We start from the raw sequence: 23512 nt of genomic DNA, 5'->3' as shown, positions 1-23512 counted from the left end.
AAAAAATTAAGTATTCGCTCCCCTATCTACTGCGGATTATGCTATGCTATACGAGAATAGTTTTATCCGAGGAGAATCTACAATATGAAGAAAAGAAGTATTGCATTTTTACAAAATGATTGGGCCTTTCTACTCGCTTTTTTTGTACCCTTTTTAACGATGTTCGTCATCCATGCTGTAAAAGGCGTTTACCCTTTTGGAAATAGTTCTTTATTAACGATCGACTTAGGGCAACAATATGTCGATTTTTTTTCTTATTATCGTCACACGTTGCTAGAAGACCCAAGCAGTTTTTTCTACTCTTTTTCTAAATCTATCGGCGGAGATATGGTAGGATTATGGGCTTACTATCTGACAAGTCCCTTGAACTTGCTTTTTTTGCTGTTGCCTCAAACCCAAATTTCACTAGGCGTTACGATTGTAACATTGCTCAAATATGGCCTTTCAGGTCTATCAATGGCTTACTTTTTACATAAAGCTTTTGATGGCAAAGGTTTCATTCTAGTCGGTTTCGCTTCTAGTTATGCACTCATGGGTTATACAGTTGTCAATCAGTTTAATATCATGTGGCTGGATGGCATTATCCTTTTGCCGCTGGTAGCGCTTGGTGTTGAATATTTGATTCATTCAAATAAGGGGACCTATTATACCCTGATGTTGGCTCTGGCCCTTTTCACAAACTACTATATCGGTTACATGGTTTGTTTGTTCATTGTGTTTTATTTTATTTATCGATTAACTGGAATACATTTTTCTAAGGATCTGTCGAACCTAAAGAAAATCGCTCACCTTGCAAAGCTGCTTGTTCAATTTGCTTGGCACTCGCTGCTAGCTGGCGGAATAACTGCATTTTTACTTTTACCAACACTGTCTGCATTGATTGAAAGCAAAGTCTCTTACATGAAATCCACGTTAGATTGGTCATTTGATTATCCGGTTCCTGAACTGGTTTCAAAGTTTATGATCGGTGCCTTTAACTTTGACCAGATGCCGTCTGGCTATCCTAATGTTTTTGTCGGCAGCTTAGCCTTACTTAGCTTTTGTTTATATTTCTTCAACGCCTCTTTTTCAAAAAAAGAACGTTTGGCTGCACTTTTATTGACGAGCTTATTTACCCTATCTATGAATATCAAAGCACTTAATAAAATTTGGCATGCTATGCAGTTTCCAAACTGGTATCCTTATCGATTTTCATTTGTCGTTTGTTTCTTTATGATCGTTCTAGGTTTTCGTAGTTTTCAGCGCTCAAAAGGACTGACACCAGTTAGCACTTTTTTTGCCGTGGTTGTTTCAGCAAGTATTAGTCTATATGTCTATCAACAAGAATTTGACTTTATTGAACCTATTCAAATTGTTTTAACCTTATTGTTTATGATGATCACTATTCTGCTGATGATCTTGAAGAACAATCGTTACGCTTGGCTGCCATTCATTTTCTTTATTTTTACGGCTTCAGAAATGGCAGTGAATGCATCAGTCACTCTTTCTCGCTTAAGTTATGTTAAGCAAAGCTCCTTTTCAACGTATCAGATCAGCATGCAAGATATCAGCAACCAACTTCAAACAGTTGATCCAAGTTTTTATCGTACCGAAAAAACATTTCTGCGTTCGAAAAATGACAGTTTGCAAAATAATTTTAAAAGTATTACGCATTTCAGTTCAACCTTTGAAAGTGCGATTCCTGAATTATTTGGGCACATGGGGCTTCCAGGAGGCAGCGGCTTTTTGACCTATTCAAATGGCACAATCTTCACAGACGCTTTATTTGGCGTCAAATACTATTTGAGTGAGCAAAATAACATTTACCAAAAACCAAATGAAATGTTAAAAGAACGGATGAACCATCAGCAGGTACCACTAAAAACGGACAGCTTTACACGAGAAGTTCTTACACCTGCTTTACGCTTTCCGCTTTACGATACGGACAATGAAGAGCCCGCTTTCTCACTAACGCTTTTTCAAACGAAGCCAGACTTGCGACAATATCAAAAATTGAGTGTTTCAGATCGAGTGATCCTTTATCAGAATCCCTATGCCTTGCCGCTTGCTTTTGGCAGTTCGAGTGACATATTATCTGTTGCGTTAATCGAACACGATCCCCTTCAAATGCAAGAAAACATATTAAATGCACTTTTAGGAAATCGACAAAAATCAGCTTTATTTTTAAAAGAGCCTTTCAGCAGTACCTTATATAAAAATATCCATATGTTGGACTCTACAGTCATCCCAAAAGTTGAACGTCAAGACTCTTCAAAAGAAGCAAGTGTTAAGTATCAATTTATTCCGCAATCAAGTGAAGCTTATTATCTGACCATGGGCTCATCAGTAAAAGATGATGATGTGTCGTTATTTTTAAATGGCGTTCCTTTTACTCAGTACGACAATTATAGTGATACTTTAGTATTAAATATGACTAACCAGAATGAAGGCGAAACGACAACTTTCGAGCTGCGCTTGAAAGACGAATCTGTCTCTCTAGATCAAATCCAACTGTATCGTCTAGATCAATCTGTTTTTGAACATTCTATTGATGAACTGAAGCAAGGTGGAATGATCATAAAAGAATACAGCAATACCGCGATCAACGGCATCGTGAATATTCAACCCGGACAAGACTTATTGATGACGACCATTCCTTATAGTAAAGGCTGGTCAGTCAAAGTTGATGGTGTACCAGTCAAAACAACAAAAGCATTGGATAGCTTATTGGCTGTCCCGATGAAAGAAGGCCGTCACACTTTGTCATTTTCTTATCGCACACCTTACTTTGCAAAAGGAATGATCGTGTCTATCCTCTCAGCATTATTGTTGTTGCTCACAAAGTATTTAAAAAGGAATCACCCATTTGTTCACTAGAGTTTAGAAAGTTTTTTGATCCAACATAAAAAACAAGAGACGTCGGAAATATGATCCCAACGTCTCTTGTTTTTTTACGTCACAGCTTATTTTGCTGCTTCGTAACGTTTAGCTACTTCATCCCAGTTTACAACATTCCAGAATGCATCAAGGTAAGCTGCACGTTTGTTTTGATATTTCAAGTAGTATGCATGTTCCCATACATCTACTCCTAAGATAGGCGTTTTGCCATCTGTTAATGGAGAATCTTGGTTTGGTGTAGAAGTAATTTCCAATTTACCATTGTTTACAACTAACCAAGCCCAGCCTGAACCAAATTGTCCAGCGCCTGCTGCTGCAAATTCTTCTTTAAATTTATCGAAGCTGCCAAAAGTAGATGCGATATCTTCTTTCAATGCTCCTGTAGGCTCTCCGCCACCATTTGGAGATAAAATTTCCCAGAAGAAACTGTGGTTAGCATGGCCACCGCCATTGTTACGGATCACTGTGCGAATATCTTCAGGAACAGAAGCTAAGTCTGCCACTAATTCTTCAATAGATTTATCCGCCAACTCAGGATGTTTTTCCAAAGCACCATTTGTTTTTTCTACATAAGTTGCATGGTGTTTGTCATGATGAAACTTCATTGTTTCCTCATCAATGTGCGGTTCCAAAGCATCATATGCATATGGTAATGCTGGTAATTCGTAAGCCATAATCAAATTCCTCCAATGTTTATTTATTCCTTACTATTAATAATCTAACACTCTTATTAGAAGAATACAAATAAAACGAGCAAAACGTTGGTGTCAACGAATGGTCGAAAAAAGTTTATGCATTTTTGCTGACATAATGTTCTATTTTAACTTTTTTAACAAACAAAACTGTTCTTTGGGCAGACACTCCGCTTTTGCCATTGAACTTGATCGAGGTCATAAACTTAGCAAAATGATGCAAAGCGAGCAGAACGAGGCTTTATGTCTTTCATCAGCTGATTTGGTTCCATTAATGCAACAGATTTTCGTTTCCTTGAATGAATCGCACCTCTTCTTCCCTATTCTTTAACATGAATATATAGAAGCAAGAATTTTTAAACCTATTTTTTTTCATTCAACGTTATGAATGAGCTCGTTTTCTTTCTATTGAGTTTCCTTAAATAACAGTCTACAATAGAAAGGAGAAGTCATCTGTTTTTGTTGTAAAATCAGATGTTGGTTATTTTTATCAATAATGGAGGGATTTTTATTCAATTATTTCAATTATTCAAAGCTTCATTTGTTGCTCCTGAAAAATTAGCAGCAGCACGTAAAGTATCAAAAAAGAATCAGGTGCTTTACTTCTTATTTTTAGCTTTGATCATGACGATTCCGTTTTACATTCAAACAAACGAAATCATTCAAAATATTTCTTCTGATGGAAAAGAAATTGCGAAAACGATTCCAGATTTTACAATCTCCGATAATCAGATTGTTCCTAGTGAACAAGCAAAAAGTTATATTTATCGAACTGATTCATTTGTATTTACATTTGAACCTTCAGGCAGAATGACGCAAGAAGACGTTGAAAGCAAAGTAAGAGGAAATGGATTATTTATTTCTCTTTTAGAGGACGGCCTTTATTTCAGTATCAGCGGTTATCCAGTTCAACTGTCCTATAGCCAGCTAAATGGCATGGACCAGCGTTTCTTCAAAGATTTATTTCAAACGATGGGCGAAATGAACTTCGGTGCTTCCGTACTGATCGGTATATTGTTGTTCGCGATCATGTTTGTGACAGCTTTATTCAACAATTTTTTATATACCGTATTTGCTAATCTCTTCTCTGTCTTCTACCGAAAGTCATTGAAATTTTTTGAAAACTGGAAGATCGTTTTGTTTGCTTCCACTGCCCCTACGATCTTATTTGCAATTTTAAACACCTTTGGTTTGTATCTTGCTTTTCAATTAGAAATCAAATTAGTCCTAACGCTTTTTGTTTATTTCTTTGTACTAAAGAATACCGATCAGCGAAAAATAACATAAAAAACACGGTAATAAGAACTTCTTATTACCGTGTTTTTTTATTTTCTTTTCGCACGATTGCGCGTTTCAATCCGCCGTTTTTTTCGGTTGCTTTCTTTAATGGCGCGATCGATTTTTTTCTTGTAGCCTGGTTTAATTTTTTTCTTCTTCTTCTTGACCATTCCACGGATGGCAGGATCTAATGTTTCGGTAGTTGTTTTTTCTCTTTTTTCACGACGGTTGCGGTCATACGTATCTACGATTTCTTGCTGACGAATTTGTTTTGGCACAAACTGAACCCCCATTTTTTCAAGTTCAGTAATTTGCTGTTCTTCACTAGGATCATACAGTGTGATCGCAATACCTTCCATGTTTTTACGTCCTGTTCGACCAACTCGGTGAATAAAGAAATCTAAATCATTTGGAATCTCAGCATTGATGACATGTGAAACTCCTTCGATATCAATTCCGCGAGCAGCCAAGTCCGTAGCAACGATAAATTGATAATCTAGATTTTGGATCTGCTTCATCACTCTTTTTCTTTCACGAGGAGGAATGTCGCCATGGATCGTAGCGATTTTTAAACCACGCTCTTTTAGACCAGCAGCAATTTCATCGACCTTAACTTTTGTATTTGCAAAAACAATAGCTAGGTAAGGCTGTCCAATCGTCAGCAATTGATAAATCAGATCAATTTTTTCTCTTCCTTTTGTCGAGATCAGCCAGTTGTCGATTGAAGGAGACAGCAACGTTTTCGACGAGATCTGTTCAAATAAAGGATTTTCCATATATTTTTTTAAGAAAGGTTGTAATTTTTGCGGAATAGTCGCCGAAAAGACGAGCATTTGAATGCGATCAGGCAATTTTCCAGCGATTTGGTCAACATCTTCCAAGAACCCCATGTCTAAAGTCATATCTGCTTCATCTACTACTAACACTGAAGCGGTATGAAGCAACAAGCCGTTTTCATTGACTAAATCTAAGATCCGGCCAGGAGTTCCAATCACGATATGGGGTTGTTTGTGCTGCAGTTTACTCAATTGACGGCTCTTATCTGTTCCTCCCACATAGTTTTGAACAAAAATAGCCGGATCAGCTTTAGCGACAAGTTGTTCAGCTGCTTGAAACAGCTGGTCTGCCAATTCTCTGCTAGGTGCAGTAATGACGATTTGAACTTCTTCTTTTTCTGGGTCGATATTGTTGATCAATGGCAGTAAAAAAGTGTGCGTTTTTCCAGATCCTGTTTGAGACTGCCCAATGACGCTGCGACCTTTTTTTATTTGCGGTATGATTTTTTCTTGTACTTCAGTTGGCTCATTAAATCCCAATTCATGAATGGCGTCGATTAAAAATGGTTTTAAACCAAACTTTTCAAAAGAATGTTGCATTTTTTCGCCTCTTTCTATATTAAACTATCTGATCTATTATAACACATTTTTGTCTGATGCTAACAAAAAACTCAAAATATCAGCTGATCATTCTGACAAATGGCAGCTGAGTCCTTGGATATTTTGAGTTTCTTTCTTGTTCTATCATTTATAGGAAAGTAAAAATACTTTATTTTCCACGCGATAACGCTTTAGATTTTTTGAGAAAAGCATGGTAAACTAATAAACAGTTTTAAATTCGTTAGTAAATAAAAAAAAGAAAAATTGATTATCCTGCATTTTAACAGTACAATGATTTAGATGAATTGAAAAAATAAAGGTCAAACTCTAAATCGTAAAATGAAAGAGAGGTTTTTTTGGAGTGGGCGAAGAAAAAAAGGCATTATTTATCATTTTTGGTGGAACAGGTGATCTGGCCAATCGGAAATTATACCCATCACTCTATCGTTTATATAAGAAAGGTTATTTGAAAGACCATTTTGCTGTGATCGGTACTGCTAGACGAGAATGGTCAAACGATTATTACCGCGAAATCGTGATGAAAAACATTGAAGAACTAACAGAATCAACTGAACATGCGGCTGCTTTTGCTAGCCACTTCTATTACCAATCTCATAATGTTAAAGATACTGAGCATTATGTCAACTTGGAAAAGCTTGCTTGTATGCTTGATGAAAAATATCAATTGGAACAAAACCGTCTCTTTTACTTGGCTATGTCTCCTAAGTTCTTCGGCATCATTGCTAAGAATATCAAGGAACAAAATCTGCTGACAGAAAATGGCTTTGATCGGTTGATCATTGAAAAGCCTTTTGGACACGATTACGATAGTGCTTATGAACTGAATGAAGAAATCCGTGCTTCATTTACAGAAGATCAAATCTATCGGATCGACCATTATCTTGGTAAAGAAATGATCCAAAATATTTCTGCGATTCGTTTCGGTAATCAACTGATCGAGTCAATGTGGAACAATCGTTATATCAGCAATATACAAGTAACACTCAGTGAGTCGCTGGGCGTTGAAGAGCGCGGCGGTTATTATGACACGAGCGGTGCATTGCGTGATATGGTTCAAAATCATATTCTTCAGGTCGTCGCCTTGCTTGCGATGGAGCCGCCAACAAGATTAAAAGATAGTGAAATACGAGATGAAAAAATCAAGGTGTTGCGTGCTTTGCGTGTTTACAATGATGAAGAAGTTCGCAAAAACTTTGTCCGCGGCCAGTATGGAAAAAGCACGATAGAAGGGTCTACTCTTCATGGTTATCGAAAAGAAGCAAATGTAGATCCTGAATCACAAACAGAAACGTTTGTTGCTGGAAAACTCTTCATTGATAACTATCGCTGGGCTGGCGTTCCCTTTTACGTTCGAACTGGTAAACGATTAGCTGAAAAAGGTTCGCAAATCGATATTGAGTTTAAAAATGTACCATTGAATCTGTTTCAAGAAGAAGCTGAAGAAGATTTACCGCCAAATGTTTTATCTATTTTCATTTCACCTGTTGAAGGTTTCTCTTTGAAACTCAATACTAAGAAAATTGGTCCCGGAATGAGAACTGAACCGATCCATTTGACACATACCCACTCAGCTGAAATGACTGCTAATAGTCCAGAAGCCTATGAAAAACTGCTTCTCGACTGCTTGAATGGAGATGCTACGAACTTTACTCACTGGGATGAAGTCGCAGCTTCTTGGATATTTATCGACGCTATTCGTCAGGCTTGGAACAAAGTCGAATGTGCCTTCCCGAATTATCCAAGCGGGTCGATGGGGCCGATCGAAAGCGACGATTTATTAAAACGAGACGGCTTCCATTGGCATTGGGAACCAGAAGCAGAATAAGCTTTATTGGCTTTTGGTTTCACTTGCTGCTCTCTGAGAAAAAGAGTTGGAAAATATTTTCTTGAAGTTTTTCTTTTGAAGAAACGATTTCAAAAGAAATTACTTTAAGCGGTTCATGCAAAAAATGATAAAAGCTCAAAAAAGACCTTGGCGCTCTTGCCAAGGTCTTTTTTGAATGATTCTAATAAGCGCGTGCCAACCAAATGGTATACTGAGCAGGCTTGCCAGAAACAATACAAGTTTCTTTTTTAACAGGAGGATCAAAAGGAATATTCCGAGTTGTAAAACCAGTTTCCTCTTTGATTTTTGCTTCTGTTTCAGGATCTCCATCCCATCCCGCTAAAACAAAACCAGGTACTTCTCCTTCTGCTTTTTTCATTTCAATATGTTCTTTCAATTCATCTAACGTATTGATATGCGTATATTCATGCTGTTTGCGATTTTCCCGCGCTTTTTCTAATAAGCGTGTTTGCATATTGTCCAAAGCAGTTGGAATGTAGGATAAAACATCGTCTAGGGGAACACTTTCTTTTTCAGAAAGATCACGCATTTTGATCATTACTTGATCATTCTTCAAATCACGCGGACCAAATTCTATTCGCATCGGTACACCCTTTAATTCCCATTCATTAAATTTGAAGCCAGGTGAATTGCTGCTGTCATCAATAATGACACGCAATCCTTTTTCACGTAAGCCATCCCTTAATGTAGACAGTTTCTCCATAATTTCAGGATTTTTCTTCCAAGGACCGACTGGCACCAATACGACTTGTCTAGAAGCTACTTTTGGTGGCAATACAAGTCCTTGTTCGTCTCCATGCGTCATGATCAAAGCACCGATCAATCGTGTAGAAACTCCCCATGAAGTCGTATGAGCATAAACGTGTTCATTGTCACGGTTCAAATATTTGATATCAAAAGCTTCAGCAAACTTAGTTCCCATAAAGTGAGAAGTTCCTGCTTGCACTGCTTTGCCATCTTTCATCATCGCTTCTACTGAATAAGTATCAACAGCTCCAGCAAAACGTTCTGACGGTGTTTTTTGTCCTTCATAAACAGGTACCGCCAATAAAGATTCAATGACTTCTTGATAAATCGTAAGCATCCGCATTGTACGATGACGTGCTTCTTCTTCCGTTTCATGTGCAGTATGTCCTTCTTGCCATAAAAATTCAGAAGTACGTAAGAAAGGCAATGTTTTCTTTTCCCAGCGAAAAACATTTGCCCATTGGTTCATTTCCATTGGCAAATCACGATAAGATTGGATCCAGTTGGCATAAGCATTTCCGATCATTGTTTCTGAAGTGGGTCTTAAAGCCAACCGTTCTTCTAGCTCTTCTCCAGCTGCTTCCGTTACCCATGGCAGTTCAGGACTGAAACCTTCAATGTGGTCCTTTTCCTTTGTAAAATAAGATTCTGGAATCAGCATTGGGAAATAAGCATTTCGAATGCCTTCTTCTTTAAAACGACGATTAAAAGCTTCTTGGATATGTTCCCAGATCTCAAAAGCGTCTGGTTTAAAGATAATACACCCGCGTACAGGCGAATAATCCATTAAATCTGCTTGTTTGATCGTTTGGATATACCAAGCAGAAAAATCTTCTTTTTGTAAATTACTCATGTGAGCCCTCCTATAATGTCCAACAACATGGAATAAGCAGACGTCATTAAACCGCTTTTTACTCTGCTGTAGGTTGATTCATACTACATTTTTACGCAAAAAAATAGCATACTCCATCCTTTAAAAAGGACGAAATATACTTCCGCGGTACCACCTTTATTGACAATTTGCTTTCACAAAAAGTCCATCTCTTTTCTGATAACGGCAGAACCCCGGTTATATTTCTATAACGTATTGTCAGGCAGGTTCGATCGATCAGTGGGGGTCTTTTTTTCAGCTATGAAAAGACTCTCTTTACCCTTCATCAATTTACTAATCCCGACGCTTTTACACTAGCTATTGTAAGCTGTCTAGTCAAAAATTTCAATCTTTTTTCAATTATTACTTCTATCATGCACTATTTTCAATTTATTTGTTGAAAGAGTTGCTGCTAAAGAAAAGGGTTCTACAATTTTTAACGCTGGTTAGTAAAAAATCATTTTTTTGATGCTAATCCTGTTAAAATTCTATTTCTAAAAACTTCAGGAAGGGTATAGGACAACTAATAGCCATGAAAAAAGATGCAGTGTGAGTCACTTAATGTTAGGCTTTAGCCATGATACTAAGTTTGAAGCTTGCGAGCATCGAGAGGCGGTTTTCGGCTCAATACTTGCTCACAGCTTTTCATCAGTAGCCCCATCTACCGTAGAAAATTTCTTTACCAACGTTAGAGAATGAAGAATAAAAAAAATAAGACTAGAACGTTTCCTAGTCTTAATTCTGCTGAGCAGTATTACGTTATTGATTTTCAGGACGAATGGACGTTTCTTTTAATCGTTCTTGATCATCAGGATCAGAGCCATAACGTGTGCCCGTTTCTAAACTAGCCACCAAATCCATTTCTTCATCTGTTAAAGAAAAATCAAAAATATCACTGTTTTCTCTAATACGTTCTGCATGGACAGATTTTGGAATGATTACTTCTCCGCGTTGGACATGCCAACGTAAAATCACTTGAGCAGGCGTTTTTTGATAATTTTTCCCAATAGCTACCAATACTGGATTAGAAAGCAAACCTGTTTTTCCTTGACCAATCGGACCCCAAGCTTCATGAACAATGCCATTTTCTTTCATGTATTCATGCAACTCGTTCTGTGGAAATTCAGGATGCGTTTCGATTTGGTTGATCATTGGCTGCATAAGTTCTTGTTTTTTTAATTCTTCCAAATGATGAATTTGAAAGTTCGATACGCCAATTGCACGAACTTTCCCTTCTTCGTATAATTCCATTAAAGCTTTCCATGTTTCGATATATTTCGGTGCTGGCCAATGGATAAGATAGAGATCTAAGTAATCTGTATCTAGCTTACGCAGCGATTCTTCAAAAGCAGCTTTTGTTTCTTCAAATCCTTGATCATAATTCCAAACTTTGGATGTTAAAAAGATGTCTTCTCTAGCAACGCCTGATTCTTTCAAGCCTCTTGCTAAGTATTCTTCGTTTCCATAAATTTTTGCTGTATCGAAATGACGATAGCCTGATTCAACCGCTGCTTTCACAGCTGAAACCAGCTCTTCTTCATCTTTCATCAAAAAGACACCCAAACCAATTTGCGGAATCTTTACACCATTATACATTTCTATACTCTTCAATAAGGGTTTCTCCATTTTATTCCACTTCCTTATTCTTCTTTTCTATCCACTTACTATCTTAGTAGATTGATCATTGAAGTTACAAGCGAGATGCATCTAGCAAGGATTGTTCATAGAAGAAATCTTTCAATTTTTCTTTGATTTTTACAATGGCACCTGCTTCATCATTCTCCAAATTTAATACTAAAAGCGGTTCATGCAAACTCATACGCAACAACAACCAGCCAGAACCAAATTGTCCTGCTGTATTCACACGAACGCCTTCTAAGTTTTGTGGTTCGATTTGCAGGTCAACGGTCTTCTTAACGTAAGCTTCAAATGCTTTCAATATTTGGTCTCCTGCTTCTTGAACATCCTCAGATAAGATTTTAAAGCGCACTTCATCTGTTTCTTCTGGCTGTTTCAACGAAGCAATCAAGCTGGAAAAGTCTTTGCCTTCTTTTTGTAATTCAGCATCGGCGATCAATATTTTAGCAATCAAATAGGCACCATCATCCAAAAAGTAGTTTTCTTTTAAGGCAGCATGCCCGCTTGTTTCAATCGCTAAGCTGGTCGAGATTCCTTTCTCATTTAAAGCTAATGCACGGTTGATCACATTACGATAGCCAGTCAGATAGCGATCTTGTTTTCCTCCCAACTTTTCAATAAAATCTTTTAAATGGTCTGTCGTTGTTGAATTGGTAACGATAGTCGTCCCCGGATTCTCTTTGATCAAAATAGCAGAAATAACAGCAATTAAATTGTTGCGGTTCAAGGTCATTCCATTGCGGTCAACAAGTGCTGACCGGTCTACATCTGTATCAAAAATAATGCCCATATCCGCTTGGTGTCTGATCACAGCATCTTGGATACTTTTCATTGCCGCTTTATTGTCAGGATTTGGAACGTGATTCGGGAAATTACCGTCGGGTTCTAAAAATTGACTGCCTTCTGTATTCGCTCCCAATTTTGCTAACATAGCATCAGCAAAAAAGCCGCCAGCACCATTTCCTGCATCTACGATAATGTGTTTTCCTTTCAAAGGTTTCTCAGGATCAGCTGCATGTTTAATACCAGAACGAATTTTTTCTTTCAAATCATGCGCATAATCTCTTAAAAGATGTTTTTTAATGGTCTCTCCTTGCTCAGCTGGCCAGGAAATGTGTTCACGATCAGCATGTTCTAAAATAAAAGTAATGTCTTCGTGTTCAGCTCCGCCATCCTTTGTAAAGAACTTCAATCCGTTATACTCTGAAGGCAAATGACTGGCAGTGATCATAATAGCCGCATCTGCATCGTAATCCTCGTATTTTGTTGCCATAAACATAGCTGGTGTTGTCGCTAATCCCACATCAAAAACCGTTATACCCGCATTTTCAAGTGACTGGATCAATAGGTCTTTGATTCTATTTCCGGATAGACGGCTATCTTGTCCAACAGCTACTTTCACCATTTGGCCCGGTACATCTAGTTTCAGTTTTTTTACATCATTCAGCCAAACAGCAAAACCGTAACCGATTTTTTCGATGTTTTCTTCTGTCAGTGTTGTTTCTTTTTCCGGCGTTTGAGTTGCCACTCCACGAATATCTGAACCATTCTGTAGGTCTAATAATGATTGTTGATCCATGATGTTTTTTTACTTCCTTTCTTTACTGTTTTCTTCTGATCACTATTCTTCAATGAATTGGTTTAAATATTTATACACTTTATCTGCATCAGCATCATCTTTAGAAATAATAGCGATCGTATCATTCCCGCCAACTGTTGCGACGATCTCTGGATAATCCAGCGCGTCGATCAGTGCCGCTACAACATGTGCATTTCCAGGGATCGTAACCACGATCGTCATAAATTGTACTTTACTGATTTGAGTAACCACATCACCGATCGTTGTCTGCAGTCTTTCTTCATTCGTCAGTTGATTGTTTTGATATAAAGTATATTTTACATTTCCTTGTGGAGTGGTTGTTTTTACAAGATGCATCTCTTTAATATCCCTTGAGATCGTTGCCTGTGTTGCATTGACTCCTTCTTCTTTCAAATGTTTCAGCAACTCTTCTTGGGTCGCTACTTCAAAATTTGTAATGATTTGCTTTATGGCCAGTTGTCTTTCCGATTTTTTCATTCGGTGAACCTCCCTCATCATTATGCTCATACATGTATTATAACAAAGTCGACTAGAAAACGGTTAACTTTAGCATTTTTTTTACAAATGGATGAATAAAAATTCTTTCTTCTTTTCTTAGTTGCTATCGCTTGAGCAAATTGGTATAATGAACAGGAAAAAATCAAATAATGATCGTTGATGAAGAAAGTACTGCTGATGGAAGTCAATAGCGAGTTGGGACGGTGGGAGCCAATCACGGAAATTTGCAGGAATCGTACTTCGGAGAGAATGAAGTCAGTTTTTACTGATCAGTTCCGGCCATTTCAGCCGTTATGACAGAAACAAGTGGTTGTGTTCCAAACACAACAACAAGAGTGGTACCGCGGGAATAACTCGTCTCTTTTTAGTCTTTTTGCAGACTAGAAAGAGGCTTTTTTTATACCCTTTTTTTCATCACAACAATCAAAAATAAATGGTAATGGAGGAAAACTTATGAATTACAAATTAAAAGTTGCTGAAGCTTTACACGAACAAATCGGTGATTCCTTGACAATTGAAGAAATTTTAACTTTATTAGAGAAACCAAAACAAGCCAGTCACGGCGACATTGCATTCCCTGCTTTTTCATTGGCTAAGCTTTTCCGCAAAGCGCCTCAACAAATCGCAGCTGAAATTGGCGAAAACGTTTCTTCCCCCTATGTTGAAAAAATTGAAGTTGTCGGTCCTTATCTAAACTTTTTCTTAGATAAAAAACTGATCAGCTCACAAGTATTGAAAGAAATGCTTGAAGCAGGAACTGAATATGGCAATACTAATTTGGGCGATCATCGCAATGTTCCGATCGATATGTCTTCTCCAAACATTGCTAAACCTATTTCTCTTGGACATTTGCGCTCGACTGTTATTGGTAATGCATTAGCAAATATCGTCGAAAAAATGGGCTATCAACCCGTTAAAATCAATCACTTAGGCGATTGGGGCACACAGTTTGGGAAGTTGATCGTTGCTTACCAACTATGGGGATCTGAAGAAGCTGTTCGTGCAAATCCGATCCAAGAATTATTGAAATTGTATGTCCGTTTCCACGAAGAATCAGAGAAAAATCCTGAACTTGATGAGCAAGGTCGTGAATGGTTCAAAAAACTTGAAGACGGTGATGAAAAAGCAACAGAATTATGGAAATGGTTCCGTTCTGAATCTTTGAAAGAATTCAATCAAATCTATGACCGTTTGAACATTACTTTCGATTCTTATAATGGTGAAGCATTTTATAATGACAAGATGCAAGAAGTCATCGACTTATTGGAAGAAAAAAATATTTTAACAGTTGATCGCGGCGCAACGATCGTCGACTTGGAGAAATACAACTTGAACCCTGCCTTGATCAAAAAATCAGATGGCGCAACGCTTTATATCACACGTGACTTAGCTGCAGCGATTTACCGGAAACGCACGTATGACTTTGCCATGTCTCTTTACGCTGTTGGAAACGAGCAAGCTAACCACTTTAAACAATTAAAAGCTGTTTTAAAAGAAATGGGTTACGACTGGTCAGATGATATGCACCATATTCCATTTGGATTGATCACACAAGGCGGTAAAAAATTATCTACACGTAAAGGGAAAATCGTTCTCTTAAATGAAGTGCTGGATGATGCGGTTGCAACAGCTTTAAAACAAATCGAAGCTAAGAACCCTGATTTGCCAAATAAAGAAAAAGTTGCCGATCAAGTTGGTGTCGGTGCTGTTATCTTCCACGACCTTAAGAATGAACGGGTAAACAACTTTGACTTTACGATTGAAGAAATCGTACAATTCGAAGGAGAAACGGGACCTTATGTACAATATACACGAGCCCGTGCCATGAGCATTTTGCGCAAAGCTGAGATCAATGAGGTACCAGTAGCGGATAACTATTCACTGACAGATGATTACAGTTGGGAAGTCATCAAGTTGATCCAAGAATATGATCAAACGCTTCGTCGTGCATTTGAAAAATTTGAACCTTCTGTTATTGCTAAACATGCCCTTCACTTGGCACAAGCTTTTAACAAATATTATGCAAACAGCCGTGTACTTGTAGAAGACGAAGAAAAACCTGCAAGATTAGCTTTAGTAAAAGCTGTGGCGGACTTATTGAAAGAAGACTTGCGTATTCTAGGTGTAGAAGCGCCTGATCAAATGTAAGAACAGCTTTCGCTGCATCCTTAAATAAGCAGGATCAAACCAATAAAAAAGAGAAACCAAAACTGTTCTACTCGTTTTGGTTTCTCTTTTTTTGGTTTCGTTTCAAACTAAAATGGTCAGGAACAGGATCATAACCGCCTTTGACAAATGGATGACAACGCATGATCCGAGCTGTTCCCATTACAGCGCCTTTTAACGCTCCATGCTGCTGAATGGCTTCGATGGTGTATTGAGAACAAGTTGGTTGGTATCGGCAGCTTGCTGGAAACATCGGCGAGATGCCTTTTTGATAACCTCTAATCAAAAGGATAAATATTTTTTTCAATGCTCCACCTGCTCTTTTCTCTTTATTAAAATCAATTTGATGATGCATAAGAAACGATCATTCGAAGGCGTCTCAAGCTCATTCGTTTCGTTTTTAGTCTAATTTATCGTTTGTATAGTGATGCGTCAGCTCTAGCCCAGCAAATTGCTGTTGTCGTAATGCTTCATAAATCATGATCGCAGCTGTATTAGATAAATTCAATGAACGAACATGTGTATCATCCATTGGCAGGCGCAAACATTTATCTTCATTTTCCCGCATAAAGTTTTCCGGAAGACCTGTTGTTTCTTTTCCAAACAAGAAATAGTAATCTTTTTCAGTGTTTGAATAATCGACATCCGTATAGACTTTATGAGAAAATTTTGAGATTAAAAATAATTCTCCGTCTCCCACTGATTCAACAAATTCTTCCAGATTGCGGTGATAAACAATATCCACATCATGCCAATAATCTAAGCCAGCTCTTTTCAAATGCTTATCATCCGTTTTAAATCCAAGTGGTTCGATCAGATGCAAACGCGTATCGGTTGCAGCACATGTTCTAGCGATATTTCCAGTATTAGCTGGAATAAGGGGTTCAAATAAAGCAATATGATTCATAACAAACATTCTCTCCTGACTATCTTCTACGTTTTTCATTTTTATTTCTAATGGTTTCGATCGCTTTAGTCATTTCTTGGGAAGCTTCTTTATCTGTTTCTTTTTCAAGAGCTTCTTCAAGAAATTCTACGACCATCTCGTCTCTGCTTGTGACGATCTTTGAAATAGACCATGCGGCTGTGCCGCGAATCACTGGGCGTATATCCTTTTCTACACATTGCAACAAGTCCGGCAAGGCTGATTTGTCACGCGAATTACCAAGCGCAATGATGGCATTCCTTTGCAAAGGCTTTTTCCCTCTCCACGAACCAGCCATGTGACCAAATTTCTCCTTAAATTCACGGTTACTGATCGTTAACAACGGTTTCAGTTTCGGCATAACTGCTTCAGGATCAGGCTCCATTTCTTTGTGGAAATGAAAGTCTTTTCCTTTATTATATGGACAAACGATTTGACAAATATCACAGCCATAAATGACATGGCCAATCTTTCTTCTGAATTTCTCATCCATCATGCCTTTTGTTTGTGTTTGATAAGACAAGCAAAGTTGTGCATTCATTCTACCATCGCCAAGCAGCGCTCCTGTAGGGCAAGCATCAATACAACGTGTACAATCTCCACAACCAAATGGAACAGGTTCATCAGCAGGAAAAGAAAGATTTGTAATGATTTCACCTAGATAGACATAACTGCCGAACTCTTCTGTGATCAATAGTCCATTACGACCTATAAACCCTAGTCCGGCTCGTTGGGCAACAGCCACATCTACAAGTTCCCCTGTATCCACCATTGGTTTGAACGTTACTTCTTCTGCCGCTTCTTCACGAATATACTCAATCAGCCGGTCCATTTTTTCTCTTAAGATGTCATGATAATCAGTTCCCCATGAAGCGCGAGCAAATTCTCCACGACGTACACCTTTTTCTCGTGGTGGTTTATTTGCTATTTTAGTGGGGTAAGCCAATGCAATAGCAATAATTGACTTTGGTTCATCAAAAATCAATTCCGGGTAAACGCGTTCTTCGATCACTTTATGTTCAAATCCAGAGTGATGCCCTTTTTCTTGTTGAGCATGGAGTCGTTCTTCCAGTCCCTCAAAAGGTTCTGCTGTTGTAAAACCGATTTTATCTATGCCGATCTTTTTGCTCTCTGCGATGATGCGTTCTTTTAAAGCAGCTCCAGTTGACATCTTTCTTCTCCTTTCAAAAAGCATTAGCAGTCCCTTCTATTTTAAAACAAAATATAAAGATTTGCTATAAACTGAAAAGAAAAAGGCACAATAAAAGATAAAAAAACTTGATCAACACAAAGAAACGTATCGCTTCGGTGGTAGACACTGCGAAGCGATACGTTAGTGAAGCCTTTAAATTCATTAACTTTTATCAACATCTGATGGATTCCTGATAAAAACGAATGAACCAACTGCGGCTTGTAAATATAAATGTAACACCAACTCAGCATTTATGCAAGAGAAAAAGTTAATATTCATAGATGAAGAACTTTTTATGGTGTTTTATTTACCTATTTTACTCGATTGGAGTCTCTTCTTGATTATTTAAAATTTGTTGATAAGCCGTAATTTGTCCTTTTAAGTTCACTATTTGGAGTTCATTTTCAATAAAATGGACTGAGTTTCCTAAGTCTTCTGAGCGTCTATCCATTACTCTATCCAATTCTTTCTTTGCATCATCGATCAATTGATTAATTTCTTGTTCATTCAACATACTCATGTTTATTCCTCCCCATTTCACTAACTTAATTTAAGTATAGTGCGAGGTTAGATAAACTACAAATAAAATGCATTCTTTACGTTTAAGACCCTTTTTTACCGATCAGCATTTGTACATGCACTGTCACGCTTTGTAAAGGATGCTGCATGGCATATTGCTTACCTTCTGCTGTTGCGCCCCATCCAAGCGGTGTCATTAGCATCAATTGATCAAAAAGCTCACTGTCAAGTGGAAAAGTATAACGAATAGGTACGATCGTTGTTTCAGAAAAATGTTCTTGGAATTTTTGAATCACATGTTCATTTGAGTAGCGCTGTTTTTCTTGCTGGTCCAGATAAAAAAGTTTTCTTAATTCAATTAAATAATCAGCATCGGGCACGACTTTAATCACTTGTCCATCTTCTTTCAATAACCGTTCAAACTCTTGATAATTAGAAGGTGAAAAAATATTTAAAATGGTATCAAATTGGTTAGCTGCAAAAGGAGACTGAGCCAAGTCGGCAACACACCAAAAAGCTGATGTAAAATGGCTGGCAGCTAAGATAATGGCATCTTTTGAAATATCGAAACCTACTAAATTCCCCTTTAATCCCAAGTGCACCAGCTTATCTAAGTGAGAGCCTTCACCTGAACCAACATCTAATACCGTTCCATCTTCCTTTCGCGTTATGTTTTTATAAACCATTTCAATGAGAGGGTCAAACAGACCAGCCTGTGCAATGGCAAAGCGAGCGGAGAGCATATTTTTATCATATTCATTTTTAGAAGCTTTCTTTAAAAAATAAAGGGTTCCTTTTTTCGAAAGATCAAAGACATGTCCATTGCGACAAATCAAACTATGCTCTTGTAGTTTTTCAAAAGGTTCTTTACAAACAGGACATTGAAACAATGACATTTGTTCCGTTAAAAATTTTTTTGCTTGGTCTATTTTTTTCACTTTAAAAGCTCCTTAATATATGAAATTGATCGTTGTTTCATTCTTATTCCTAAATAAAAACGTCATTTCTATTATCTTTTCAACTATAACACGGCAAACCACCATTTTCATAAAATTATAAAAAAATTAGACATTTTGCCTCAATCAGATATTTTGAATGCGGTAAGAAAAGGTGCTAAGCTGATGATAATGAAGTAAAAAGAAAGGATGAACAATATGCCTTGGAACATGAACGACTACCCCGCATCTTTTAAAAACTTTGACCCCTTATTGCGAAAAAAGGCCATCGACATTGCAAATGCTCTTTTAGCGGAAGGTTACAACGATGATCATGCGATTCCAATTGCAACTTCGCAAGCGAAAGAGTGGATGGAAAATGCTTCCGAAAAAGAAAAGAAAGCATTCAAAAAAGAAGATCCGCCAAAAAAAGATGATAAGCATGATACAAAAAGCAAAATTCCTGACTTATTAGATAATGATGTTAAAGTTTATCATGAAGATGGTAAATGGCAAGTCAAAACAGTAAAAGCAAAACACGCAGCAGATTCATTCAATACAAAGGCAGAAGCTGTCAAAAGAGCCAAAGAAATAGCAGACAACAAAGATAGTCATGTCATTAAATACAAAGAAAATGGCGAAAAACAATCTTAGTCAAGACCTCTTTTGTTTAATACTTTAGCGGCTCGAAGCAATCCAACTTCATAGATTTTCTTAAAATGTATGGGTTCTACAATATTTAACATTGGTCAGTAAAAAACCATTCCTTTTTCAGGCTAAACTCGTTAGTATTCTACTTCTAGAAATTTTAGCAGCCCATCGACTGGAGGAAATTTCTTTACCAGCGTTAGAAGAGGAAAAAACAATATATGCTAAAAAGCGGGGAAATGGCTAGTCCATTCTTCCCCGCTTTTTCATTTTAAGAGTATAAACCATCAACATACTGTTTATTTTTTAAATGTATCATCTAAATCCAACTCTTTTTCAAATGCTTCTTGATACAGCTCGTATTCAGTATTTTGTTCATTTTCTTGCTGAACTTCTTTTACTTCTTGCATCCGTTCGTCTTTAATTCCAGCAGAATCACTTTTTGCTTCTTGAGTGACTGCTGAGAGATCTTGTTTTAAATCCAAAGTGGTCTCTTTTTTCTGTTTCATACTAGCCGCAACCGTTTCTTTTAAGTTTCGGACACTTCCAGGAACTTGCTCTTTGATTCCTTCAACATCGCTTTTAAGGAATTTGGCATCTTCCTTAAATTGTCCCTTCAGATCATCAGAAGCTGTTCTGAAGCTTTCTTTTACACCTGTTGAGGCATCTTGCAGCATTGCTTTTAAATCTTGACTTGTCTCTTGCGCCACTTCTAAATAGCCTTGTGTTGCTTCTTTTGTTTCATTTGCTTTATCGAACAATTCCTCTTGAAGTTCATATCCCGATTTCGGTGCAAATAAGTAAGCTGCAGCGTATGCAGATACCCCTCCAATGAGTGCTCCTAACCAAAACGTTCCTTTTGACATCTCGCTCTTCCTTTCCGATCAAAAAATATTTGTTTTCTTTTATCATACACTTTTTTTACTTTTTCTTCTCTTTTTCTGCTTTGATCGTTAAAAAAGAATGGTCTAGATTTCATTTTTTCCTAATTTTATTTTCTAGCGCAACCAATTCAAGACATAAACAAATCCTATCCATCGCCATTTCTAGATCCGAAAGCGAAACAGAAGTTGGAGCTAATCGAATGCTATTATCCAAAGGGTTTTCTCCATAAGGATAGGTTGCATTTGCTTCAGTCAAGTGCACACCAATAGCTCCCAATGCTTCAACTGTTTTTTCAGCACAATTCTCTTGCGTCGTTAAATGAATAAAATAACCGCCATTTGGATTGGTCCACTGAACGATCTCTTTTCCTTGGAAATTTTTTTCCAACTGATGAACGATCAAATCAAACTTCGGTTTTAGAATAGCCGCATGTTTTTCCATGTGTTCCAGCAAATGTTTACGGTCTTTCAAAAATTTTACGTGACGCATTTGATTCAATTTGTCAAAACCGATCGTTTGAAAAGATAATGGTTCGCTTAACCACTTGATGTTCTTTTCAGAAGAGGCTACAGCCGCTACTCCAGCTCCAGGGAAAGTTACTTTTGAAGTTGAGCAAAATAACCATGGTCGCTCGGGGTTGCCAGCTTCTTTACAAGCTTCTAGTAAATTAAGAGCTGCTTCATGTTCTTGATTCAAGTGATGAACAACATAAGCATTGTCCCACATAATGGTAAAGTCTTCAGCAGCTGTTTGCATATGTGATAAAGCATGCACCACTTCATTAGAATAGGTGATCCCCGTTGGATTGCTATAAGTTGGTACACACCAGATTGCTTTGATACTGTCATCATTGGCAACCAGTGTTTGTACCTGTTCCATGTCAGGTCCATCTTCTTTTAATGTGATTGGGACCAATTCAAATCCAAGGTAATCAGCTAAAGCAAAATGTCGATCATAACCAGGACTAGGGCATAGCATTTTTCGTTTGCCTTCATTTTTCCAACTATTAGCTGCAATGTCTTTTTTGTGTTTTATCAAGCTAGACAAAACAAGATGCATCAATTGCAAGCTGGAGTTTCCACCCACGATCACTTCATGAGCCTCTACTTCCAATAAATCTGCAAAAAATTCCTTAGCTTCTATGATCCCTGTTAAGCTTCCATAGTTTCGAATATCTGTTCCATCTTTGCTGACAAATGAATCTGTCTCATTTAAAACGGTCAGCATAGGTTCTGATAAAGCCAATTGTTCTTTACTAGGAACGCCTCTTTTTAAATTTAGATTCACCGGATCATTCAGGTATTGTTGATAGAGTTTTTTCAACTCAGTATATTGTTTTTCAAGTGCATTTTCCATCAGCACTCCTCCTGACTCTTTTCATGACATGAATAAATTATAGCAAGACTTTCACGAAAACAAAACCATGATCTATTTTAAAAGCCACTTTTCTTTCTCGAGGAGATGCTGAAAAATAACGAAGCCTTAGCTGAAGAAAGCAAGCAGAACTCCTGCAGCTACTGCTGATCCGATAACTCCTGCAACATTAGGCCCCATCGCATGCATCAGTATATAATTAGAAGGATTTTCTTTTATGCCTTCTTTTTGCACAACACGAGCAGCCATAGGTACAGCAGAAACTCCTGCAGCACCAATCATTGGATTGATCTCACCTTTTGTCAGTTTACACATCAGTTTCCCCATCAAAACACCACCTGCTGTTCCGGCAGCAAAAGCAATGAGACCTAAAGCAATGATTTTCAAAGTGGCAACAGTCAAAAGCAAATCGCCCTCAGCTTTAGCACCAACTGAGACACCTAATAAAATCGTCACGATATACATCAATGAATGCTGAAGAACATCGGTGATTTTTGGGACTTGGCCAGATTCTTTAATTAGATTCCCTAACATCAACATACCGATAAGCGGTGCAGAAGATGGAACAAGCAACAAAACAAAAATTGTCGTCACAATAGGAAATAAAATTTTTTCTTTTTTCGTTACTACCCGAAGTTGCTTCATTTCAATTTTGCGTTCTTCTTTCGTCGTCAATAATCGAATGATCGGTGGTTGAATAATGGGGACGAGCGCCATGTAAGAATAAGCAGCTAAGGCAATAATGGGCAATAAATGCTCGGCCAATTGGGTCGTCAAGTAAATAGCAGTTGGTCCGTCTGCACCACCAATGATTCCGATCGAAGCTGCTTCTAAAGGTGTCAAACCAAGCAAAAGAGCGCCAAAGAAAGCAACAAAAATCCCAATTTGTGCTGCTCCACCCAGTAAAAGTGTTTTTGGATTGGCAATCAAAGGCCCAAAATCGATCGTCGAGCCTAAACAGAGGAAAATCAGCGGAGGATAAATGCCTAATTCTGTTCCTTGATAAATGTAATACAATAGACCTCCGTTCGAGCCATTTTCAGGTGGCAGCATTAAATGGGCCAGCGGTAAATTGACTAGTAGCATGCCGAAAGCAATAGGCAGCAGCAAATATGGTTCATGTAGTGACCCCCAAATATTAGACTTTTTTGAAGTGGAGAAATCCACTTCTTTTTTTCTACTTTTATCCGCAAGAAACTTCTAACCCTAAGCGGCGTTCTGAATTTCTTTACGATAGTCGATTGGACTCATCCAATCGAGTTTCCGTTTGATTCTTCTGTGATTGTAATAGTCGATAAATGTGACGATTGTTCTCTCTAGTTCTTCGTAGCTATGAAAAACTTGTCCATGATATACTTCTTGTTTCAAAAGACTAAAGAAATTTTCCATTGGTGAATTGTCCAAACAATTTCCTTTACGAGAGA

At 37.7% G+C, this 23512-nt stretch carries 19 protein-coding genes, 1 pseudogene and 1 other annotated feature; of the genes and pseudogenes, 5 read left to right on the top strand and 15 right to left on the bottom strand.

Going from position 1 to position 23512, the window contains the following annotated elements; genetic code table 11:
* Positions 1 to 84: 84 nt before the first annotated feature.
* Entirely contained in the window at positions 85 to 2856 is a 2772-nt protein-coding gene (locus tag BM057_RS06860) for a YfhO family protein (protein ID WP_092092424.1), read from the top strand.
* Between the two features lie 86 nt (positions 2857 to 2942).
* Here BM057_RS06860 and BM057_RS06855 read toward each other — a convergent pair whose 3' ends face one another.
* Positions 2943 to 3551, bottom strand: a complete 609-nt coding sequence (locus BM057_RS06855) for a superoxide dismutase (protein ID WP_047393339.1) — start codon at positions 3549 to 3551, stop codon at positions 2943 to 2945.
* Positions 3552 to 4043: 492 nt separating this feature from the next.
* Here BM057_RS06855 and BM057_RS06845 point away from each other — a divergent pair, with 492 nt between their 5' ends.
* Positions 4044 to 4856 (top strand): DUF1189 domain-containing protein, encoded by an 813-nt coding sequence (locus BM057_RS06845; protein WP_092092421.1) that lies wholly within the window; start codon positions 4044 to 4046, stop codon positions 4854 to 4856.
* 38 nt (positions 4857 to 4894) lie between these two features.
* Here the strand turns inward: BM057_RS06845 and BM057_RS06840 are convergent, their stop codons facing one another.
* Positions 4895 to 6223 (bottom strand): DEAD/DEAH box helicase, encoded by a 1329-nt coding sequence (locus BM057_RS06840; RefSeq protein ID WP_092092419.1) that lies wholly within the window; start codon positions 6221 to 6223, stop codon positions 4895 to 4897.
* A gap of 361 nt (positions 6224 to 6584) precedes the next feature.
* Between BM057_RS06840 and zwf the strand changes: the two genes are divergently transcribed.
* Entirely contained in the window at positions 6585 to 8069 is a 1485-nt protein-coding gene (gene zwf / locus BM057_RS06835; protein ID WP_047393335.1) for a glucose-6-phosphate dehydrogenase, read from the top strand.
* A gap of 181 nt (positions 8070 to 8250) precedes the next feature.
* Here zwf and proS read toward each other — a convergent pair whose 3' ends face one another.
* From proS to argR, 4 genes are all read right to left on the bottom strand, one after another.
* Positions 8251 to 9690, bottom strand: a complete 1440-nt coding sequence (proS, locus tag BM057_RS06830; RefSeq protein ID WP_092092417.1) for a proline--tRNA ligase — start codon at positions 9688 to 9690, stop codon at positions 8251 to 8253.
* 777 nt (positions 9691 to 10467) lie between these two features.
* A complete protein-coding gene (locus BM057_RS06825) occupies positions 10468 to 11334 on the bottom strand; it encodes an aldo/keto reductase (RefSeq protein WP_092092415.1) in 867 nt (288 codons plus the stop codon).
* A gap of 64 nt (positions 11335 to 11398) precedes the next feature.
* Positions 11399 to 12925 (bottom strand): phosphohexomutase domain-containing protein, encoded by a 1527-nt coding sequence (locus BM057_RS06820; protein WP_092092413.1) that lies wholly within the window; start codon positions 12923 to 12925, stop codon positions 11399 to 11401.
* Between the two features lie 42 nt (positions 12926 to 12967).
* Positions 12968 to 13423: an arginine repressor gene (argR, locus tag BM057_RS06815; RefSeq protein ID WP_047393325.1), complete on the bottom strand. Its 456-nt coding sequence runs from the start codon at positions 13421 to 13423 to the stop codon at positions 12968 to 12970.
* A gap of 168 nt (positions 13424 to 13591) precedes the next feature.
* Positions 13592 to 13809 (top strand) — a binding site (T-box leader).
* Between the two features lie 88 nt (positions 13810 to 13897).
* Here argR and argS point away from each other — a divergent pair.
* Complete coding sequence (gene argS, locus BM057_RS06810) at positions 13898 to 15592, top strand: arginine--tRNA ligase (RefSeq protein ID WP_092092411.1); 1695 nt, start codon at positions 13898 to 13900, stop codon at positions 15590 to 15592.
* A gap of 67 nt (positions 15593 to 15659) precedes the next feature.
* Here the strand turns inward: argS and yidD are convergent, their stop codons facing one another.
* The 5 genes from yidD to BM057_RS06785 form a co-directional block, all read right to left on the bottom strand.
* Positions 15660 to 15917 (bottom strand): membrane protein insertion efficiency factor YidD, encoded by a 258-nt coding sequence (gene yidD / locus BM057_RS06805; protein ID WP_047393434.1) that lies wholly within the window; start codon positions 15915 to 15917, stop codon positions 15660 to 15662.
* Between the two features lie 93 nt (positions 15918 to 16010).
* Positions 16011 to 16517 (bottom strand): tRNA (uridine(34)/cytosine(34)/5-carboxymethylaminomethyluridine(34)-2'-O)-methyltransferase TrmL, encoded by a 507-nt coding sequence (gene trmL / locus BM057_RS06800; protein ID WP_092092409.1) that lies wholly within the window; start codon positions 16515 to 16517, stop codon positions 16011 to 16013.
* Positions 16518 to 16536: 19 nt separating this feature from the next.
* Positions 16537 to 17706, bottom strand: coding sequence for a tRNA epoxyqueuosine(34) reductase QueG (gene queG, locus BM057_RS06795; RefSeq protein WP_092092407.1), 1170 nt, complete (start codon positions 17704 to 17706; stop codon positions 16537 to 16539).
* A 337-nt stretch (positions 17707 to 18043) separates the two neighbouring features.
* Positions 18044 to 18247 carry a hypothetical protein gene (locus tag BM057_RS06790; RefSeq protein ID WP_245741866.1) on the bottom strand — a complete coding sequence of 68 codons (204 nt, stop codon included), beginning with the start codon at positions 18245 to 18247 and terminating at the stop codon, positions 18044 to 18046.
* A gap of 82 nt (positions 18248 to 18329) precedes the next feature.
* Positions 18330 to 19184 (bottom strand): methyltransferase domain-containing protein, encoded by an 855-nt coding sequence (locus BM057_RS06785; RefSeq protein ID WP_092092405.1) that lies wholly within the window; start codon positions 19182 to 19184, stop codon positions 18330 to 18332.
* A 216-nt stretch (positions 19185 to 19400) separates the two neighbouring features.
* Between BM057_RS06785 and BM057_RS06780 the strand changes: the two genes are divergently transcribed.
* Positions 19401 to 19835 carry a DUF2188 domain-containing protein gene (locus BM057_RS06780; protein WP_092092403.1) on the top strand — a complete coding sequence of 145 codons (435 nt, stop codon included), beginning with the start codon at positions 19401 to 19403 and terminating at the stop codon, positions 19833 to 19835.
* Between the two features lie 293 nt (positions 19836 to 20128).
* Here BM057_RS06780 and BM057_RS06775 read toward each other — a convergent pair whose 3' ends face one another.
* The 4 genes and pseudogenes from BM057_RS06775 to BM057_RS06760 form a co-directional block, all read right to left on the bottom strand.
* A complete protein-coding gene (locus BM057_RS06775; protein WP_092092401.1) occupies positions 20129 to 20695 on the bottom strand; it encodes a YtxH domain-containing protein in 567 nt (188 codons plus the stop codon).
* A 109-nt stretch (positions 20696 to 20804) separates the two neighbouring features.
* A complete protein-coding gene (locus tag BM057_RS06770; RefSeq protein ID WP_092092399.1) occupies positions 20805 to 22070 on the bottom strand; it encodes an aspartate aminotransferase type Ic in 1266 nt (421 codons plus the stop codon).
* A gap of 126 nt (positions 22071 to 22196) precedes the next feature.
* Positions 22197 to 23210 (bottom strand): annotated as a pseudogene (locus BM057_RS06765) (sodium ion-translocating decarboxylase subunit beta); the annotation flags it as partial.
* Between the two features lie 84 nt (positions 23211 to 23294).
* Positions 23295 to 23512 (bottom strand): IS3 family transposase (locus BM057_RS06760; RefSeq protein ID WP_143074489.1); only part of this gene is annotated, 218 nt, incomplete at its 5' end.

The organism is Pisciglobus halotolerans (assembly GCF_900113675.1).
GTDB classification, from domain to species: domain Bacteria; phylum Bacillota; class Bacilli; order Lactobacillales; family Carnobacteriaceae; genus Pisciglobus; species Pisciglobus halotolerans.
Note: the sequence above shows the minus strand (reverse complement) of the source record. Positions and strands in the feature narration are given on the sequence as shown.